The sequence below is a fragment of the Sphingopyxis sp. Root1497 genome (assembly GCF_001427085.1).
In the GTDB taxonomy this organism is placed as follows: Bacteria; Pseudomonadota; Alphaproteobacteria; order Sphingomonadales; family Sphingomonadaceae; genus Sphingopyxis.
Window position 1 is genome coordinate 526199 of sequence record NZ_LMGF01000004.1, and the last position, 18439, is coordinate 544637.

Sequence of the window (18439 nt, forward strand, 5' to 3'; positions counted from 1 at the left end):
CCCGGACTTGATCCGGGGTCCCGCTTGAAATCGAAGCCTGTTGATGCCTCAAAAAAGCGGGATCCCGGATCAAGTCCGGGATGACGACGGGAAATACGACGACGTCCACTCGCCACCCGAAAACCGCCCCAAACAAAAACGGCGGCAGGATCAACCCGCCGCCGTCTTGAATGCCCGAAAGTCCCTGCTCCAGGTCAGGGCTGCGGCGCGCCCGGGGGCGGGCCGCCCGGCATCTGCTGTTGCTGCATCTGCTGCTGCATCATCTGCATCTGCTGCTGCATCGCGCGAACTTCGGCCTCGGTCTTGAATTCGAGCAGTTCGACGTCGAAGTGTAGCGTGCTGCCACCCGGGATCGGACCATTGTCCTTGTCGCCATAACCCAGCGCGGGCGGGATGGTGACCTTGTACTTGCCGCCCTTTTTCATGCGGGTCAGCGCCTCGGCAAAGCCCGGCGCGGTCTGCGCGACCTGGAACGGCGCCTGTTCGTTGGCGTCGAAAACCTTGCCGTCGTCGAGCTTGCCTTCATATTTCACCAGCACGACGTCGGACATGGTCGGGCTGTTGCCCGTGCCTTCCTTGACGACTTCAAAGCCGATCCGAGGGGTCGACATCACCGCGAAAGCGATCGCCGCGGCAATCAGCCCCGCAACGCCGAACCACATCAGCCACAGGCCGCCCTTGCTCACCGGACGCAATGGAACCGTCGTCACGCTCATTTTCTGATCCTTCCCCTGCCCCCGCACCATATTTCGGCGGAGCAAAAACATGGGCTCGCCTATAGGCGGAGCGGCGCGGAGCGGTCCAGCGACAATTGCACGCGCGCCGCACAACGAAAAAAGCGCCGCGTTGCCGCAGCGCCTTTTTCAAATCCGGATCCCGAACGGGAAGGACGGGTCTTACTTGATCCCGTCGCGCTCCATCCGCTTGCGCTCCATCTTGCGGGCGCGGCGGACGGCGGCGGCATGTTCGCGCGCACGCTTTTCGCTGGGCTTTTCGTAATGACGGCGCAGCTTCATTTCGCGATACACGCCCTCACGCTGCAGCTTCTTCTTGAGCGCGCGAAGGGCCTGGTCGACATTATTGTCGCGAACGATGATCTGCATGTGCCGTGTCGTCTCCGGTTCGTCCAACGATGAACGGCAACCGGATAGCCGGTCCGCCATAAATCGCCGATATATGGGCAATAAAAGAAGCGCCGCGAACCCGCGACGTTCCGTTGGGAGCGCCACTAGCCAGATTCGCGGCCAAATGCAAGCCCCTGCGCGGCGGCAGGGGCGTGAAACATGGCTATTGCCCTCCCCTGCGGCGCGCGTCGGGAACTTCGGGTCCGCCGGCCGGCTGCTGGGTCGCGAGCGGCATCGGTGAAATCGCCACCCCGAACAGGCGCCACTTGCCATTATACCACTGAAATTCGAAGTCGAAGGCGACCGCGGTCGGGCGCAGTCCAAAACTGCCACGCACGCGCAGGATGTTGCCCGCCCCGACCTGCGGCGCGCCGTTATAGACAGGCGCGAGCAACAGGCTGTTCGACAGGTCGACGCGATTGTCGCGCAATGACGCGAAAATCTGCGCGAGCCGCGCCGGATCGTTGGCGAGCTGGAACGACGGCGACGATATGTCGCGCAGCACCGAATAATTGCCCGACTGATTGGCATGGTCGATCGCGGTCAGCGTCGACCAGATCAGCTTGGCGAGTTCGAGGTCGCCGGGCACCGGCATCGCGGCGATGGGCGCTGCCGCGGCGGCCCCGGATTGCGCCTCTGCCGGAGCCGGCGAAGCGAGCGCGACCAGCAGCGCCGCGGGCAAAGAAAAGGCGGCCGAAGACCAGCCGCGCGAGAAAGAGGATGGCTTTTTCATAGGTCCCAACATGAAAGGGCGATGCTCCCTTGGCAAGGAGCATCGCCCGTTTTCATTTACAGCTTACCAGACGACCTGGAAGCCGCCACGCGCACCGATCTCACCCGAGTCGAAGCCCGCGCCGACACCGGCCGAGAAGGTGGCCTTCTCGCTGATCCGCGCGGTCATCGCGATCGAGCCGGCGGTGCGGTCGTTGTAGTAACCGATGCCGCCCGACATGCCGAACTTGGCATCGGCCGGCAGCGCCGGGGTTTCCATCGACAGCGCCAGCGCGACGCCTTCGTTAGCGAGGCGCGCCTGACGGCGGTTCTCGTCCGACTGCGCGAACAGCGTGTTGATCTGCCCGGTATGGGTGGTGGTCAACGTCTGCAGGGCCGCGATGTTGGCGCTCTGCGTCGCGTTCACGCCCTGGATCGCGGTGATCGCCGAGCTGTTCGACGCGATCGCCGCGCGAACCGTCGGGTCGCGACCGACGACGCCATTGGCATCAACCGTCATCACATCGGTCGCCCCCGTCTGCGCCGCGGTGCTCGCCGCGATATCGCCGACGCGAACCGCGCTGCCCGCGCCGCCAAGCGCGACCTGGTTCGCCGCCGTGGCGGTGGCGCCGAAACCGAGCGCGGTCGAATTGTCGAACGCCGCATTGGCATTCTTGCCGACCGCGCTGGCATTGATGCCCGCCGCATTGGCCTGGTGACCGACCGCCAGGCTGAGATTGCCCGAGGCGACCGCCTGCCAGCCGAACGCCTGCGCACCGCGACCCGAGGCAACCGATTCGCCGCCGACGGCGGTCGAATGGAAGCCCGAAGCCAGTGCGCCCTGGCCGACGGCCACGGCATCTTCATCGGTCGCCCGCGCGAAGCTGCCGACCGCAGTCGAGGTCAGGCCCGAAGCCACGGAGGAGTCACCGAGCGCCTGCGACTGCTGCCCCGAAGCCAGTGCCTGCGTACCGAGAGCGCTCGAAAAGTCACCGGTGGCGCTGGCCGCGGCACCGACCGCAGTCGACTGGTTGCCCGACGCGACCGCTTGGGCCCCAAGCGCCGACGAGGCGTTGCCGCTGGCGTTCGCCAGCTGGCCGACTGCCACCGACAGCGTGTTACTTGCGCTTGCCGCGTCGCCGATGGCGACCGAAGAGGCGCCGCTGGAGCTCGCGGCGAAACCGCCGGCATAGCTATTGCTGCCCGCCGCATTGGCGTTCTTGCCGACCGCGGTGGCCTGCAGGCCCGAGGCATTGGCCTGATGGCCGATCGCGGCGCTGAGGTTGCCCGTCGCCGAGGCCTGCCAGCCGAACGCCTGCGCACCGCGCCCCGAAGCGACCGATTCGGCGCCGACCGACGTCGAGTGGAAGCCCGAGGCATTGGCGCCCTGCCCAAAGGCGGTGGCGTCCTCGTCGGTCGCCTGCGCGCCAGTGCCGACAGCCGTCGATTGCAGCCCGGTGGCATTCGCCAGCACACCGACAGCCGTCGATTCGTCGCCCGACGCGTTCGAATTCGAACCGAGCGCGCTCGACAGGTCGCCCGAGGCGTTGGCGAGTTCGCCGACCGCGCTCGAGAAGGTGCCCGAGGCGTTCGCGAACGACCCGTTGGCGGTCGAGGCGAGGCCGGTGGCCTGCGCGCTCGCGCCGGTCGCGACGCTGAACGTGCCCGAAGCGACCGCAGCGCGGCCGGTGGCGGTGTCGTTGTCGCCCGTCGCCTGGGCATTGTCGCCGACTGCGGTCGAATTCAGGCCGGTCGCCTGCGCCTGACGGCCGGTCGCGACGCTGAAGTTGCCGGTCGCCGCCGATTGCCAGCCGAACGCCTGAGCCCCGCGGCCCGAGGCGAGTGATTCGGCGCCGACCGAGGTCGAGTGGAAGCCGGTGGCCCGCGCCTGTTCGCCGATCGCGACCGCATCTTCATCGGTCGCCGATGCGAGGTTGCCGATCGCGACGCTGGTCTGGCCGGTGGCCGTCGCGGTGCGACCGATCGCGGTGCTGCGGTCGTTCGCGGTCGCATTCTGGCCGACCGCGGTCGAACCGGTGTTGGTGGCGGTTGCCCCCGAACCCACCGCCGTCGAACCATTGCCCGTCGTGCGCGCGTTCGGACCGCAGGCGAGCTGGGTGTTATTGCCCGAGATCGCGCCGCCATCGGTATCGCCCGCCGACACGACGCCGTCGTTATCGCTGTCGAGCAGGCAGGTTTCGGCCTGTGCGGGTGCCGCCGAGAAAGCGGCATAGGCCGCCAACGCCATCGCAGACGCGGACAGTTTCACCGTATAACGCATTGTTCCTCACTCCCCATTGCGCGGGCAGCAGGAGGCCGCACCGCGAAAAGATGCACTGCAACCGACATGAAGAGGATGGTCGGGTCGACCAAGCGCAGACACGCCGGCGGACCACATTGTCTCTTTTGGACAAATGGAAGCCCCGCAGCTCGACCCTGATTCGAAGACTGACGACTAACCGCCGCAAGGTCAACGTTTTATCGCTCTTGTTAACCAGTTCGCCGCGCGGCTTCGTGGGATTGTGCGAACCGGCGCGGCTGTGGCATAGGTGGCACAACGAAACCGACTGCGAGAGGATCAGGCCATGGCGACCCAGCTGAAGCGCAACAGCAAATATAGCGAAGCCGAGTGGACGGCGCGGCAGGAACTCGCCGCCTGTTACCGCATCTTTGCGATGATGGGCTGGGACGAGATGATCTTCAACCACATCACGGTGAAGCTGGAGGACCAGGAAGGCGCCTTCCTGATCAATCCCTATGGCATGCATTTCAGCGAAGTGACCGCGTCGAGCCTGATCAAGATCGACATCGACGGCAACAAGCTGGACGAGGATAATCCCTGGCACGTCAACAAGGCGGGCTTTGTCCAGCACAGCCTGTTCCATCGCGTGCTGCCCGACGCGCATGCGATCATCCACACCCACACCACCGCGACGATGGCGGTGTGCGGGCTCGAGGGCGGGCTGCAGCCGACCAACTTCTATGCCTGCAACTTCATGGGCCAGCTCGCTTATCATGATTTCGAGGGCGTGACGGTGCGCGAGGAAGAAGGCACGCGGCTGGTCGAGCATCTCGGCAACAAGCGCATATTGATGCTGCGCAACCACGGCCCGGTGGTGATGGGCAAGTCGCTGAGCGATGCCTTCATCAAATATTGGGCGCTGCAGCGCGCATGCGAAATCCAGCTTGCGACGATGAGCATGGGCAAGCCGATCCTGGTCGACGAAGAGGTGATCAAGGTCCACCAGCGCGACCTGTATATGGCGGCGATCCCCGGCCAGTCGGGCAAGGCCGAATTCGACGCGATGGTGCGCAAGGTCGACAAGATCGACACGAGCTGGCGTGACTAATCCCGCCATTCGGCTAACAGGGGCGGCATGACGCGCTTTTCGGTCAACGACCGCCCGGTCGAATATCGCATGGATCCCGAAACGCCCCTGCTGTGGGCGCTGCGCGACGCGTCGAACCTGACCGGGACCAAATATGGCTGCGGCACCGGCGAATGCGGCGCGTGCACCGTCGATATCGATGGCGAGGCGATCCGCAGCTGCCTGGTCACGATCGCCGAATGCGAGGGGCGGTTCGTCACCACGATCGAGGGACTGACCCGCGACCGGAGTCATCCGGTGCAGCAAGCGTGGGTCGCAGAGCAAGTTCCGCAATGTGGTTTCTGCCAGTCGGGAATGATCATGGCCGCCGCCGCCTTGCTGCGCACCAACAGCAACCCCAGCGATGCCGAGATCGACGCGGCGATGACCAACATCTGCCGCTGCGGCACCTATCCGCGCATCCGCGGCGCGATCAGGCGCGCCGGGCGCGTGCTGCGCGGCGAGGAACGCATCGCCGCCGCGCCGCCGCCGGGCATCCGCCCGCAGGACGCCGCCGGCGCCGTTCCGGCGATGCGCGCGCCGCCGGACCATTAAACGCTTTCGCACCGTTCATCTAGCTGAACCGCAGGCAACATCATGGTTCAGCCATGACTCATATTGCCGACGGTAAATATCGGTTCATCTTCCCGGTCGGCTGTCCGCCGCCCATGGGAAACCGAGGAGTATGGCAGATGAAGAAGTTTATCGGAGGATTGCTGATCGCCGCGACGATGCTGACCCCGATCGCCCCGGTGTTCGCACAGGGCCGCGACGGCCAGCAACAGGCGCAGCGCGGCGACCGCGGGGATCGCGGGGATCGCGGCAACCGTGCCCAGCGCGGCGGTGGCGGCGACCAGCGCGGCCAGCGCGAGCAGGCACCGCGCCCGCAGGTCCAGCCGCAGGTGCAGCGCCAGCAGGTACAGCGTCAGCGGGACCAGCGCCCGCAGGGACAACAGCCGCAACGCCGCGACTGGTCGGGCAACCGCGATCGCGGCGGTCAGGTCCAGCGTCAGCAGGGTCAGCGTCCGCAGGTCCAGCGTCAACAGGCTCCGCGCCAGCAGTGGCAAGGCCAGGATCAGCGCCCGCGTCAGGACCGCAACCGCGGCACCTATGACCGCAATCGCGACGGCCGCACCGACCGCCAGTGGGATCGCAACCGCGACGGTCAGGTCGACCGCCAGTGGGACCGTAACCGCAATGGCCAGGTCGACCGGCGTTACGACCGCAATCGCAACGGCGACCTCGATCGCCGCTGGGATCGCAACGACAACAACCGCGTCGACCGCCGCTACGACCGGAACCGCGACGGCTATGCCGATCGCCGCTATCGCGACGGACGCCACGACAACAACTGGAACCGTGGCTGGCGCAACGACAACCGCTACAACTGGCGCGACTATCGCCAGCGCTACGGCAACAACTATCGCCTGCCGCGCTATTACAACCCCTATCGCGGCCGCAATTACACGCGGTTCAGCGTCGGCTTCACGCTCGGCTCGCTCTTCTATGGTCAGCGCTACTGGATCAACGATCCGGGCTATTACCGCCTGCCGCCGGCCTATGGCGGGTATCGCTGGGTCCGCTATTATGACGATGCGCTGCTCGTCGACACCTACAGCGGCGAAGTGGTCGACGTGATCTACGATTTCTTCTGGTAATATTCCTTTCGGTTATCAGATGGCAAACTGAGGGGCCGGTCAACCGGCCCCTCTTTTTATGCGCTTGCCCTCCCCCGCCCGGCGCGCCACGATGAAGGGACAAAGCAGGGGAAAATCGGATGCGTAAACTCGGACTCGTCGCCGCGGCGACGCTCGCGCTCATGGGCAGCGCGGCTTTTGCGAAAACCACCGTCATCTACGCCGGCCATGTCATCACCGACGCCGACAAGCCCGCGCTCGGTGCCTCGACGGTCATCGTCACCGACGACCGCATCACCTCGATCAGCCCGGGCCGCAGCCCCGCCCCCGCCGATGCCGAAATCGTCGACCTGGGCGACAAGACGCTGCTTCCCGGCCTGATCGACCTCCACGTCCACCTCACCGGCGACCCCGGCGGCGATTATCGCAGCGAAGCGGTCGATCCCGACGAATGGGGTGTCGTCGTCGGCGTCAAAAATGCCGGCATCACGCTGCGCGCCGGCTTCACCACGGTGCGCGAGGCGGGCTCGGCGCAATATACCGCCTTTTCGCTGCGCCGCGGCACCGCCGCCGGTTTCATCACCGGTCCGCGCATCATCGCCGCCGGCCCGGCGCTGTCGATCGTCGGCGGTCACGGCGATGTCACCGGTTTTCGCGAGGACGTCCATGGCGTGCTCGACCAGGGCTATACCTGCACCGGCGCGGTCGAATGCGCCGAAAAGGTGCGCAAGGCGTCGCGTGCCGGCGCCGATATCATCAAGATCACCGCGACCGGCGGCGTCCTGTCGCAGCAGGGCCGCGGGCTCGAGGGACATTTCAGCCGCGCCGAACTCGACAGCATCGCGACCACCGCGCACTCGCTGGGGCTGAAGGTGATGGCGCATGCGCATGGCGCGCGCGGCATCGAGGATGCCGCCGCCGCCGGGATCGACACGATCGACCATGGCACCTTCGCCGACGACGCCGCGCTGAAGGTGATGAAGGCCAAGGGCACCTATCTGGTCCCGACGCTGATGGCGTTCGAGGGGATCAAGGAGCGGCTGGGCAAGGGCATCTATACGCCGACGGTCGAGGAAAAGGTCCGCATGACGATGGGCAGCGTCGGCAAGGCGGTGACCCGCGCCAAGGCTCTCGGCGTCCCCGTCGCCTTCGGCACCGATGCCGGGGTGTTCGACCATGGCCGCAACGCCGGCGAATTCGCGCTGCTGGTGGCGAACGGCCTGACCCCGCGCGAAGCGGTCGCGGCGGCCACGACCGTCGCGGCGAAGGCGCTGTCGATGGAAAATGAAATCGGCCGCATCGCGCCGGGCATGTCGGCCGACCTGATCGCGGTTTCGGGCGATCCGCTGACCGACGTGCGCACGCTGGAAAAGGTCGACTGGGTGATGGTGCGCGGGCGGATCGCGGACTAGTTTTCAGCGGCTTCGGGCGTAAACCGCCATTCTTTCTTCGTCACCCCGGACTTGATCCGGGGTCCCGCTTTAGGTCGAAGCCTGCCGATGCTGCAAAAATCGGGATCCCGGATCAAGTCCGGGATGACGAAAATGGGGTTAGCCGCTCCCCACCCCAAAGCCGACTCCACCACCCACCCACGCAGCAGCGCGGGCGCAGGTCATCACGCCGCGCGTTCGATCCGCGCGCGTACCGACTGCCCCGCCACGCTGCCGCCGATCAGCGCAGTGATCTCGACAGCCTGCGCGAATTGCACCCCGACGCGGTTTTGATCGGACCAGCGCGCCTCGGCATCGAGCACAAGGTCGGGGCCGAATTCGAGGCGAAATCCGGTGCCCGCGGGCACGTTCCACAGCCCCTCGATCAGCGCGCCGCGCGTCGACAGGTTGCGGACGATCGCCTCATAGCGATGCCCGCCGCTTTCGACCTGGATCGTGCGGAAGGTGCGGCTGCGCGTCTCGCGCGCGCTCTTATACCCCTGCGCGACGACCCGGCCACCATCGGCACGCAGCAGCGCGACCGCTTCGTCGAGGCTCATCGGACGCCCATAGATATAGCCCTGGACGTGGCTACATCCGAGTCCGCGGATCAGGTCGAGGTCGTCGTGCGTCTCGACCCCCTCGGCGGTGGTTTCCATCTTGAGCGCGGCGGCGAGTCCGACGATCGACGAGATGATCGCGGCGTTCATGCTGCTCTTGTCGGCGGCGCCGCGCACAAAGCTCTGGTCGATCTTGATCTTGTCGAACGGCGCCTTCTTCAGATAGCCGAGCGCCGAATAGCCGGTGCCGAAATCGTCGAGCGCCAACCGCACCCCGGTGCGTTTCAGCCGCTGGAACATCTCCAGATTCTCGGGGCTTTCGTCGAGGAACACCCCCTCGGTGATTTCGAGTTCGAGTTGTTCGGGGCGGATACCCGCCGCCGATACCGCGCTCATGATCGTCGCTGGCAATTTGTCGTTGGCGAACTGCCGCGGCGAGACATTGACCGCGATGCGATGGTCGGGACCAAGCCGGGCGATCGACGCGCAGGCCGAGCGGATGATCCACTCGCCGATCGGCACGATCAGGTTCGATTCCTCGGCGATCGGAATGAATTTCGACGGGCTGATCATCGCCTCGTCGCCGCGCTGCCAGCGGATCAGCGCTTCGAATCCCGAGATGCGCTCGCTCGCGACATCGACGATCGGCTGGTAGACGAGCTTGAGTTCGTCCTTCGCCAATGCGTCGCGCAGCGCGTCCTCGATCGCCTTGCGTTCGCTGGCCTGGTTGTGCATCGCGTCGGCATAGAAGCGATAGACGCCGCGCCCGGCGTCCTTGGCGGCATAGAGCGCGAGGTCGGCGTTGCGCACCAGCGCCGCCGACGACACCCCCGCCCCTTCGGACACCGCGATGCCGATCGACGAGCCGACCCGCACCTGTTCGCCCTCGATCGCAAACGGCTTGGCGAGGCTGAGGATGACCGCATTGGCGATGTTGGCGAGCTTGTCGGCGTGGGTGATCTGCGGCAGCACGATCTGGAATTCGTCGCCGCCGAGCCGCCCGACCTGCCCGCGGTCGCCGACAATCTGCGCAAGCCGCGCCGCGACCTGCTGGAGCAACTGGTCGCCGACCGGATGGCCGAGCGTGTCGTTCACCGCCTTGAAACGGTCGAGATCCATCAACAGCAGCGCGCACGGCTGCGGCTGGCCGATATGGTTCTTCAGCGCGCGTTCGAGCAGGTCGGTGATATGCAGCCGGTTGGCGAGCCCGGTCAGCACGTCGTAGCGCGCGAGCTGGTTGATCTCACGCTCGGACTTCTTCTTTTCGGTGAGGTCGGTACCGCTGCCGCGAAACCCCTGGAAATTGCCGAGTTCGTTGCTGATCGGGTGGCCCGAGATCGACCACCAGCGTTCCTCGCCCGGCACCGCCGCCTGCACCGTCAGTTCCTTGAACGGTGTACGCGACGACAGGCTGAAGCCGAGGGTGCGTTCCTCGCTTTCGTCATTGCCGATGCGTTTGCGGATGATGTCGGTGAACGGCTTGCCGCGCAGGTCGCTCGGCGCACGGCCGAGCTTGGCCGCCACCGTCGGCGAGATATAGACGAGCTGGCCGTGGCGGTCGGTTTCCCAGAACCAGCCGCGCCCGGCGCGTTCGAAGTCGCGCACCAGATTGAGCGCGCGTTGCTGGTCGCTGATCGCCTTGCGGTTCGCGCGCTCGGTACGCCGCTGGTGCCGCGCATCCTCGCGGACCATGACGATCAGCAGGAAGAGAAAGATCATCGCGGCGAAGGCGAAGGGCATCGACGCCTTGCCGATCGCCCCGCCGAGCGCGGTCGCGCCGGCAAAGGCGAAAAAGGCCGGGCGCGCGATCGCGACCGCCGCCGCCGCGACGAGCACGGCGCCGATGCGGATCGCGGCAAAGGCGTCGGCATAAGGGGTGGCATCGACCGACGGCGACGAGACGAACATCGCGATGCTGGTCAGCAAGGTGCCGAGCGCGATCAGCGTCATGCACGACGTGCCCCACAACATGGTGCGCCGCGCCAGAGCGTTGCCCGGCGTGCGCGACAGCTGGCCGATCACCGTCAGCACCAGGTCGCAGCCGATGCCGAGCGCCAAGACCAGCCATTGCGACGGACGATCGAAAAAGCCGGGCAGGCCGGGGAAAAAGGCGCAGGCGAAATAGACGAGCGCGCGGCTGACCAGCACATAGTGCCACAGCTGCGCGACGCGCGTCAGGCGTGTCACGAATTCCGGCGATTCGAACAGCGATCCGTCGAACGACGGCTCGCTATTCTCCGGTCGCACGATGGCCCGCTTCAACCCCAATCCCGCTGTTCCTGCTTTAGTCGGTCCTTGCGGCATTCCGTGCCAGAAAGGGGTTTCCAAAACCTTATCCCTCCGATCCGTAAATCCCCGGAATTGCTCCATAATGGGAAGGATTGGGTTTTCGTGTGAAACCGATTATAGTCGCGCCATGCCTGCCGTTCGCCTCTTGCCGCCCGACCGATTCTTCGACCGCGCCGAATGGGCCGCGATCACCCGCGCCTCGGCGTGGCGCGGCATCTGGCTCGTCGCGCACGGGTGGATCGTCAGCATCGCGGTGATCGGCCTCGCGGCCTGGCTGGCGAACCCGCTGGGCTGGCTCGCGGCGATCATCCTCGTCGGCGGGCGCCAACTCGGCTTCGCGATCCTGATGCACGACGCCGCGCACGGCGCGCTGCATCCGAACCGAAAACTCAACAATTTCCTCGGTGACTGGCTGACCGGCGCCGCGGTGGGATCGGACCTGATCGCGTATCGCACCTATCATCTGCAGCATCACAAATTCACCCAGCAGCCCGAGGATCCCGACCTGTCGCTGTCGAAGCCCTTCCCCACCACCCGCGCCAGCCTGTGGCGCAAAGTGGCGCGCGACCTGACCGGCCAGACATTTTTCAAACAGCGCGTCGCGCAGTTCGGCTTCGCGCTTGTCGGGCTGAAGGCGATGCTACGCGGCGAGAAGCCCGAAAAGAAGGGCGCAAGCACCAAGGCCGGTACACCCTTCAACAAGCAATCCGACGACGGCATGACGTCACCAACGGTCGACGTCGCGGGTGCGATGGCGGTGACGCGCGCGGTCGGACGTTTCCTGCTCGTCCAGGCGGTGCTGCTGGCGCTGTCACTCGCGCTCTACGGCTGGACGCCGTACCTGCTCTGGCTCGCGGGGCTGGCGACTACGTTCCAGCTTTACCTGCGCATCCGCAACATCGCCGAACATGCCTGCACGACCACCGGCAGCGACGATCCCTTCACCCATGCCCGCACGACGCACGCCGGCTGGCTGGCGCGCGCAACGGTCGCGCCCTACTGGGTCAATTATCACGCCGAGCATCACCTGTTCATGGGCGTGCCCTGTTATCGCCTGCCGCAGGTCCATGCCGCGCTCGGCCGCGCCGGGCGGCACGGCGAAATGACGATCGCGCCGGGCTATCTCAGCGTGCTGCGGCAAGTGACGGCGGTTCGCGCCTGATCCGCGAGCACCAGCACCCCGTCGGCAAGCCATTGCGCGAGCCACCCGGCCAGCGCCTGCATCGCCGCATCCTCACCCATTCCCGCAATCGCCGCGGCGCTGAGATCGGTGAAGCTGGCGCCCGCTTCGAACAGCGCCAAGGCATCGGCCTCCCCCTCCGACAAGGTGCGGAACTGCGACTGGACGCCGCGGCGCCATATCAGCAGCCGCACCGGCACCGCGAGCAACACCGCGTCGGGCGGCGCCTCGCCCTCGTCGAGCGCGCTCCAGATCGCGCGGCTGTTGTGGCACTGGCGCAGCACCTGCGCCGCCGGATGAAGCGTCAGCCGCCGGTCGATCCAGCCTTCGCCGAGCGCGCCGACCGCTGCAGCATCGAGCGGCGCCGCATCGGCGGCGTCGAACGCGCTCCGCAGCGCCCAGTCGAGTGCGGCCAGTTCCGCCAGTTCGCCATCGGCGGGATAATGCTGCGCCAGAAACGCCGGAAATTCGCCGCCATAATAACGTAAATTGCGCGTGAGCGACGGATGCGCAGTGACATAGGCGTCGGCCAGATTGTCGAACTGATCATCGCCGAGCCAGGCGTGGACGCGCTCGAAATGGTCGGCGAGCACGTCGCGCAGGCTGGCGCGGTAATTGTTGCGATAAATGTCGAGCCGCCGCGCCGCGCCGACGCGGTTGTCGTCGACAATCAGCGCCTCGGCCTCCGCATCGCCGGACATCACCCCGGCGAGGAATCGCGCCTGCACATCGCGCAACGCCTCAACCATGCACCGGCTCCAACACCCGCGCGGCGAGCGCCCGCGCGCGGTCGAGTTCGGCGATGACGTCGACAAGCGGCGGAATGTCGTCGTCGCGCTCGATCATCGTCGCGACGGGGCCGAACATGCGGCACGCCTGCGCATAGAGGTCCCACACCGCGTCGCAGACGTCGCTGTCGTGGGTGTCGATGACATAGTCGCCCATGTCGTTATGCCCGGCGAGGTGGATTTGCTGGATGCGATCCCCCGGCAGGCCGGCGAGATAATCGAGCGGGTCGAAGCCATGGTTGCGCGCGCTGACGTAGATATTGTTGACGTCGAGCAGCAACAGGCAATCGGCGCGCACCGCCATGTCGGCGAGGAAATCCCATTCGCTGCGGTCCGAGGAACGGAAGGTGACATAGCTCGACGGATTTTCGATCAGGATGCGCCGGCCGAGATAGTCCTGCACGCGGGCGATATTGTCGACGACGCAGGTCAGCGCGGGCGCGTCATAGGGCAGTGGCAGCAGGTCGTGGCTGTTGTGCGCGTTGATCCCGGTCCAGCACAGATGGTCCGAAATCCACAAAGGCTCGACCCGCGCCGCGAGCGCCTTCAGGTCGGCCAGATAAGTCCTGTCGATCGGCTCGTCCGACCCGATCGACAACGACACCCCGTGCATCACCATCGGATAATCGGCGCGGATCGTATCGAGCATCGCCATCGGCTTGCCGCCGGGCACCATGTAATTTTCGGAGATGATCTCGAGCCAGTCGACCGCTTGCGGTCCGGCCAGGAACTCGGGGTAATGATCGGGGCGCAGGCCAAGGCCGAAACCCGGCGACGGCGCCGTTTTGCGGTCGTCCATGCGCGTCCCTTCAAATTCCAATCAGCAGGCCCGGCGGCGCCGGACCTGCCGAGTGGAAATCAGGCGCCGATCGTGCCGCCGTCGGCAAGGCACTTGCTGGCCGCGACCTTCTTGTACCCCTTGCCCTTGCAGGCATTGGCGCCCTTGCAGCTGTTGCCCGCGGTGCTGCAGCCCGACGCGCTCTTGCACGAACTCGCTTCGGTCTTGCAATCCGACGTGCCCTTGCAGCTGTTGACGCCATAGCATTTGACCTCGTCGTTCGCGCCGACCTTCTTGGCGGCGGCCGGCGGATCGGCGGCCAGAGCGGCGCCCGACAGGGCCAGCGCGGTGGCCGAAGCCGCGATCAGCCCGGCAAGTTTGTTGGTCATGAGATCGTCCTTCCCTTGATTGTCAGAATAAAGGTGGGGCGAATCATTGCCCCTTGGCCTTTGTCACACGACCCGGGAGGATATTGGCATGATCTCGATCACAGGCGAAAGAAAAACTGCCCCGCGCGGCGCTCCGCGGCCNACCGTCGCTCAGGCATTTTGCGGCGGCCACCGCCTTGAAGCCATGGCCCTTGCAGGCGTTCTGGCCCTTGCACGCGTTCGCGGTCGTCTTGCAGTCGGCGGTGCCCTTGCAGCTGTTGACGCCATAGCAATGGACCATGTCCTTGGCGCCAACGGCGCTGCCCGAACTGCCCGAAGGCGCGTCGGCGGCAAAGGCGGCGCCGCCGAGCGCAAGCGCGGTGGCCGATGCGGCGATCAGGCCGGCAAGCTTGCTGTTGATCATGGGGTGATCCTTCCAAAATAAGTCCGGCGGAAGAGCCCATTGCCCTCCCACATCTTCCTATTCCGGCCGGAACGACAGGAAGTTACAGGGGTGCTCGGCCCCTCGCCGAATATTCTAATCCGCCGCGGCGACGAAGCGCGCGCCCGCGCGATCCTTTTCAGTCGTCGCGGGGTCGAAGATCATCCCGTTCATCGCGATATAGACCCCGGGCGGCAGCGTCTGCGCGGCGGCGAGCGCAAAGCCGACGTTGAACTCGGCATCGCTCGCCCGCACCGACGCGGGCTGCATCGAACCAGTCATCACGATCGTCTTGCCCGCCAGCCCGGCGAGCACGCGCGCGGTGACGACCATCGTATCGGTGCCGTGGGTGACGAGAATGCGCGTCGCGTCGCTCGCCGCCACCGCGGCGCGGATCGCGGCGCGATCGGCGTCGTCGAGCTCCAGGCTGTCCTTGCGCATCAGCTGGGTGACGCGGTGCGCGACATGGACATTATTCTCGCGCAGCATGTCAGGGATCGCCGCGGGGCCGATCTGGAACTCGCTGAGCGCGTCGAAATAGACCTTGTCGATCGTCCCGCCGGTGGTGAAGATGTCGATCATGGGGCTGTCCTCTTCGTTGCTCCGTCATTGCGAGCGAAGCGAAGCAATCCAGAGTCGCGTAGTCCGCTCTGGATTGCTTCGCTTCGCTCGCAATGACGAGCTATTTTACGCCAACGCCTCGGCGATCAGCCGCCGCGTGTTGTCGATCCCGAACAGCGCGATGAAGCTGCCCATGCGCGGCCCGGCGCTCGACCCGAGCAACGTCTCGTAGAGCGCCTTGAACCAATCGCGCAGATTTTCAAAACCATAGGCTTCGTTCTTGCCGATCTCGTAGACGATGTTCTGGATATCGTCGGCCGAGGCATCGACGGGCAATGCCGCCAGCTTCGCGTCGAGGTCGGCGAGCGCCGCGCCCTCGCCGCCCACCGGCTTGCGGCGGTTCAGCGTCGGCGCGACATAGTCGCGGTTATACGCCATCGCATTGTCGATCAGGCGATCGAGTTCGGGATAGGTCGCCGCATTGGCACCCTCGACATATTGGCCGAGGTAGCGCCAGATCTGTTCCTTCGACGCATCGGCGCCCATCACCCCGACGAGGTTGAGCAGCAGCCCGAAGGTCACCGGCAATTCGTCCGCCGGCACCGCCTCGCTGCGCGCGACATGGACATGATGCACGGGGTTGCCGAGCTTCTTGTCGCCTTCCTGCGCGGGATAATTGCCGCGCATCTGCAGATATTCGTCGACCGCCTTGGGGATCACGCCGATGTGCAGCTGCTTCGCGGCTTTGGGCTCACGATAGGCAAAGAAGGCGAGGCTTTCCTCGCTGCCATAGCTCAGCCATTGCTCGAGGCTCAGGCCATTGCCCTTCGACTTCGAAATCTTCTCGCCCTTTTCGTCGAGGAACATTTCGTAGATCAGCCCTTCGGGCTTTTGCCCGCCGATCGCGCGCGCGATCTTGCCCGACTGCACGCCGCTGTCGGTCAGGTCCTTGCCGTACATTTCGTAATCGACGCCCAAGGCGACCCAGCGCATCGCCCAGTCGACCTTCCACTGCAGCTTGGCGCCGCCGCCGAGGACCGAATGGGTGATCGTCTGCCCCTCATCCTCGAACGACACGAGGCCCTTGTCAGCATCGACGACGGTCACCGGCACCTGCAGCACGATGCCCGAGGTCGGGCTGACCGGCAGGATCGGCGAATAGGTCGCGGCGCGCTCGGCGCGCAGCGTCGGCAGCATGATGTCGAGAATATCCTGATTGTGGCGCAGGATCGTCTTCAGCGCCTCGTCGAATGCCCCCGACTTGTAGCGCTCGGTCGAGCTGACAAATTCATAATCGAAGCCGAACCGGTCGAAAAACTCGCGCAGCATCGCATTGTTATGATGCGCAAAACTCTCATACTTGCCGAACGGGTCGGGAATGTCGGTGAGCGGCTTGCCGAGATAGGCGGTCAGCATTTCCTTTTGCGGGACATTGTCGGGCACCTTGCGCAGCCCGTCCATGTCGTCGCTGAACGCGACGAGGCGCGTCGGCGCACCGCCGGTCAGCGCCTCATAGGCGCGGCGGACCATCGTCGTGCGCAGCACTTCGTTGAAGGTGCCGATATGCGGCAGGCCCGAGGGGCCATAGCCGGTCTCGAACAGCACGGGATCGCCACCAGGCTTGCCCTGCGGATAGCGTTTGACCAGCTTGCGCGCTTCCTCGAACGGCCAGGCCTTGGACGTCAACGCGGGTTCGCGCAGGGCGGGATCGAGATGCAGGTCGGTCATGGGCCGCCCATAGCGGGAAGCGGCGGCCGCGCGAAAGGCAAAAATGCGCCGAACCGCTCCCCTCTCCCCAAGGGAGGGGAGGTCGATCAGTCGCGCGGCTGGGTCGCGGGCAGGAAGCTGCTCCGGCGCAGCAGCGCCGCCGACACGAGCGACACCAGCAGCGCGACGGGCAATATCTCGGTCAAGGTCAGCGCCATGCGGAACAACGGATTCTTGTACTGCTCCGCCATCGCTCCCATTTCGGCAGAGAATTTCGCGATCTCGGCCGCCGACTTGCCCGCCGCGCGCATGTCCGCGATGCTCGTGGCGATATAATCGGTCATGAAGGTCCCGCCGGTCCGCCACATATAGAGTTCCCAGCCGAGGATGTAGAAGAGCGATGCGACCAGCCCGATGCCCAGTCCGATCCCGAACGCCTTCCAGAAGCCGATCACCCCGCCCAGGTTGACGTCGCGATAGCGCTTCACGCCGACGAAGACGAACAGCAACGCGACCAGCATCGACAGATAGCCCGCGACCATGCCCATCGTGCCGTGGTCGGCCACGACGGTGATGCTGATAAACATGCCGAAAATGACGATGATGCCTGCGATGGCGCCGTAAACCGCGATGATCCTGCCCATGACCTGTCTCCCCAAAGAATGAATGCCATGCGGGATGGACCCGAACAACGGCCGAAATCCATCGCCCAAACGGGTGATTTCGGGGGCATCGTCCGAATTTACGGCAGGATGTCGAGCGTCCGCGCCTTCTGCACCGCCTGGGTCCGGCTGGCGACCTCCAGCTTTTCATAAAGTCGGGCGATATGGGTCTTCACCGTGTTCGGCGAAATATCGAGGTGCCGCGCGATGACCTTGTTGGCGTGGCCCGCCGCGAGCATGGCCAGCACTTCGCATTCGCGCGCGCTGATCCCCAGCGCCGCGATCGCGGCGTCGTTGTGCGCAAAGGGCTGGCGCGGCCGCGCGGTGAGCCGGTTGCCGACCCATATGCCAAGCGCCACGCACAGGACGGCGATGCACAGGATATAGAATTCGCTCGACCAGCGATGAACGACATGTTTGTAGTTCAGCCATTCGAGCAGGAAGGCCGCGGCGGCGAGCGCGATGCCATAGAGGATGATCGGGCGGGCCATGGCGCATGGTAAACCATTGTCGCCCCCTGCTTGCAACATGGCCGAAACGTCCCGGGGCGACACAAGATCGTTACCGGAAAATTTACCATCTTTGCCTAGCCTCGCGGCATGACCAGCATCACCCCCCGCAACCCGCGCCAGCATGCGCGCACCGCCGTATCGCTCGACGTCGTCGTCAACGGCGTGCTCAACATGGTCGAGGGCCGCATCACCGACCTGTCCGAAGGCGGCGCGCGGATCGAGGGCGGCGTGATCCTGCCGGTGCGCTCGCGCTGCGAAATCCATTATGGCGGCCAGACGGTCTATGCGGTCGTCATGTGGACCGAAGTCGACCGCATGGGGG

General features: G+C 65.6%; 18 protein-coding genes and 1 pseudogene. 6 read left to right on the forward strand and 13 right to left on the reverse strand.

All coding sequences use genetic code 11. The annotated features are described in order from the left end of the window. Positions 1–194: 194 nt before the first annotated feature. The 4 genes from ASD67_RS13985 to ASD67_RS14000 all read right to left on the reverse strand — a co-directional run bounded on the left by ASD67_RS13985 (position 195) and on the right by ASD67_RS14000 (position 4116). Positions 195–716: an FKBP-type peptidyl-prolyl cis-trans isomerase gene (locus tag ASD67_RS13985; protein WP_056348180.1), complete on the reverse strand. Its 522-nt coding sequence runs from the start codon at positions 714–716 to the stop codon at positions 195–197. Between the two features lie 180 nt (positions 717–896). Beyond that, positions 897–1103 (reverse strand): 30S ribosomal protein S21, encoded by a 207-nt coding sequence (rpsU, locus tag ASD67_RS13990; RefSeq protein ID WP_037510267.1) that lies wholly within the window; start codon positions 1101–1103, stop codon positions 897–899. Positions 1104–1287: 184 nt separating this feature from the next. Beyond that, complete coding sequence (locus ASD67_RS13995; protein ID WP_056348184.1) at positions 1288–1857, reverse strand: hypothetical protein; 570 nt, start codon at positions 1855–1857, stop codon at positions 1288–1290. A gap of 63 nt (positions 1858–1920) precedes the next feature. Further along, positions 1921–4116 carry a YadA-like family protein gene (locus tag ASD67_RS14000; RefSeq protein WP_056348186.1) on the reverse strand — a complete coding sequence of 732 codons (2196 nt, stop codon included), beginning with the start codon at positions 4114–4116 and terminating at the stop codon, positions 1921–1923. 304 nt (positions 4117–4420) lie between these two features. Here ASD67_RS14000 and ASD67_RS14005 point away from each other — a divergent pair, with 304 nt between their 5' ends. From ASD67_RS14005 to ASD67_RS14020, 4 genes are all read left to right on the forward strand, one after another. Further along, positions 4421–5185, forward strand: a complete 765-nt coding sequence (locus ASD67_RS14005) for a class II aldolase/adducin family protein (RefSeq protein WP_056348188.1) — start codon at positions 4421–4423, stop codon at positions 5183–5185. A gap of 27 nt (positions 5186–5212) precedes the next feature. Then, a complete protein-coding gene (locus tag ASD67_RS14010) occupies positions 5213–5758 on the forward strand; it encodes a (2Fe-2S)-binding protein (protein WP_056348190.1) in 546 nt (181 codons plus the stop codon). 137 nt (positions 5759–5895) lie between these two features. Then, on the forward strand, positions 5896–6861 hold the full coding sequence (locus ASD67_RS14015) for an RcnB family protein (protein WP_056348192.1): 966 nt from the start codon (positions 5896–5898) through the stop codon (positions 6859–6861). Positions 6862–6980: 119 nt separating this feature from the next. Then, positions 6981–8252: a metal-dependent hydrolase family protein gene (locus ASD67_RS14020; protein WP_056348194.1), complete on the forward strand. Its 1272-nt coding sequence runs from the start codon at positions 6981–6983 to the stop codon at positions 8250–8252. Positions 8253–8455: 203 nt separating this feature from the next. Here ASD67_RS14020 and ASD67_RS14025 read toward each other — a convergent pair whose 3' ends face one another. After that, positions 8456–11092: an EAL domain-containing protein gene (locus tag ASD67_RS14025; RefSeq protein WP_235535681.1), complete on the reverse strand. Its 2637-nt coding sequence runs from the start codon at positions 11090–11092 to the stop codon at positions 8456–8458. Positions 11093–11246: 154 nt separating this feature from the next. On the opposite strand from ASD67_RS14025, the gene ASD67_RS14030 reads away from it, so the two are divergent. Then, positions 11247–12281 (forward strand): fatty acid desaturase family protein, encoded by a 1035-nt coding sequence (locus ASD67_RS14030; RefSeq protein ID WP_056348197.1) that lies wholly within the window; start codon positions 11247–11249, stop codon positions 12279–12281. On the opposite strand, the gene ASD67_RS14035 is transcribed toward ASD67_RS14030, so the two are convergent. The 8 genes and pseudogenes from ASD67_RS14035 to ASD67_RS14070 all read right to left on the reverse strand — a co-directional run bounded on the left by ASD67_RS14035 (position 12239) and on the right by ASD67_RS14070 (position 18096). Further along, the gene (locus tag ASD67_RS14035; RefSeq protein WP_056348199.1) at positions 12239–13048 is read right to left on the reverse strand and encodes an HvfC/BufC family peptide modification chaperone; all 810 of its coding nucleotides are present in this window, start codon (positions 13046–13048) and stop codon (positions 12239–12241) included. The two genes, ASD67_RS14030 and ASD67_RS14035, sit on opposite strands and share 43 nt — an antisense overlap. Beyond that, positions 13041–13886, reverse strand: coding sequence for an MNIO family bufferin maturase (gene bufB, locus ASD67_RS14040; protein WP_056348201.1), 846 nt, complete (start codon positions 13884–13886; stop codon positions 13041–13043). The genes ASD67_RS14035 and bufB overlap by 8 nt, the downstream gene beginning before the upstream one ends. A 59-nt stretch (positions 13887–13945) precedes the next feature. Further along, positions 13946–14254 carry a hypothetical protein gene (locus ASD67_RS14045; RefSeq protein WP_056348204.1) on the reverse strand — a complete coding sequence of 103 codons (309 nt, stop codon included), beginning with the start codon at positions 14252–14254 and terminating at the stop codon, positions 13946–13948. A gap of 142 nt (positions 14255–14396) precedes the next feature. Then, a pseudogene (gene bufA2 / locus ASD67_RS14050) lies at positions 14397–14657 on the reverse strand (BufA2 family periplasmic bufferin-type metallophore); the annotation flags it as partial. A 114-nt stretch (positions 14658–14771) separates the two neighbouring features. Further along, the gene (locus ASD67_RS14055; protein ID WP_056348206.1) at positions 14772–15257 is read right to left on the reverse strand and encodes an asparaginase domain-containing protein; all 486 of its coding nucleotides are present in this window, start codon (positions 15255–15257) and stop codon (positions 14772–14774) included. Between the two features lie 105 nt (positions 15258–15362). Further along, positions 15363–16964 (reverse strand): lysine--tRNA ligase, encoded by a 1602-nt coding sequence (locus tag ASD67_RS14060; protein WP_056348208.1) that lies wholly within the window; start codon positions 16962–16964, stop codon positions 15363–15365. An 86-nt stretch (positions 16965–17050) separates the two neighbouring features. Then, the gene (locus ASD67_RS14065) at positions 17051–17587 is read right to left on the reverse strand and encodes a DUF4199 domain-containing protein (RefSeq protein WP_056348210.1); all 537 of its coding nucleotides are present in this window, start codon (positions 17585–17587) and stop codon (positions 17051–17053) included. A 98-nt stretch (positions 17588–17685) separates the two neighbouring features. Continuing rightward, entirely contained in the window at positions 17686–18096 is a 411-nt protein-coding gene (locus tag ASD67_RS14070; protein WP_056348212.1) for a response regulator transcription factor, read from the reverse strand. 108 nt (positions 18097–18204) lie between these two features. Here ASD67_RS14070 and ASD67_RS14075 point away from each other — a divergent pair. Further along, positions 18205–18439, forward strand: a 235-nt coding sequence (locus ASD67_RS14075) for a PilZ domain-containing protein (protein WP_235535682.1), incomplete at its 3' end; no start/stop codon positions are given.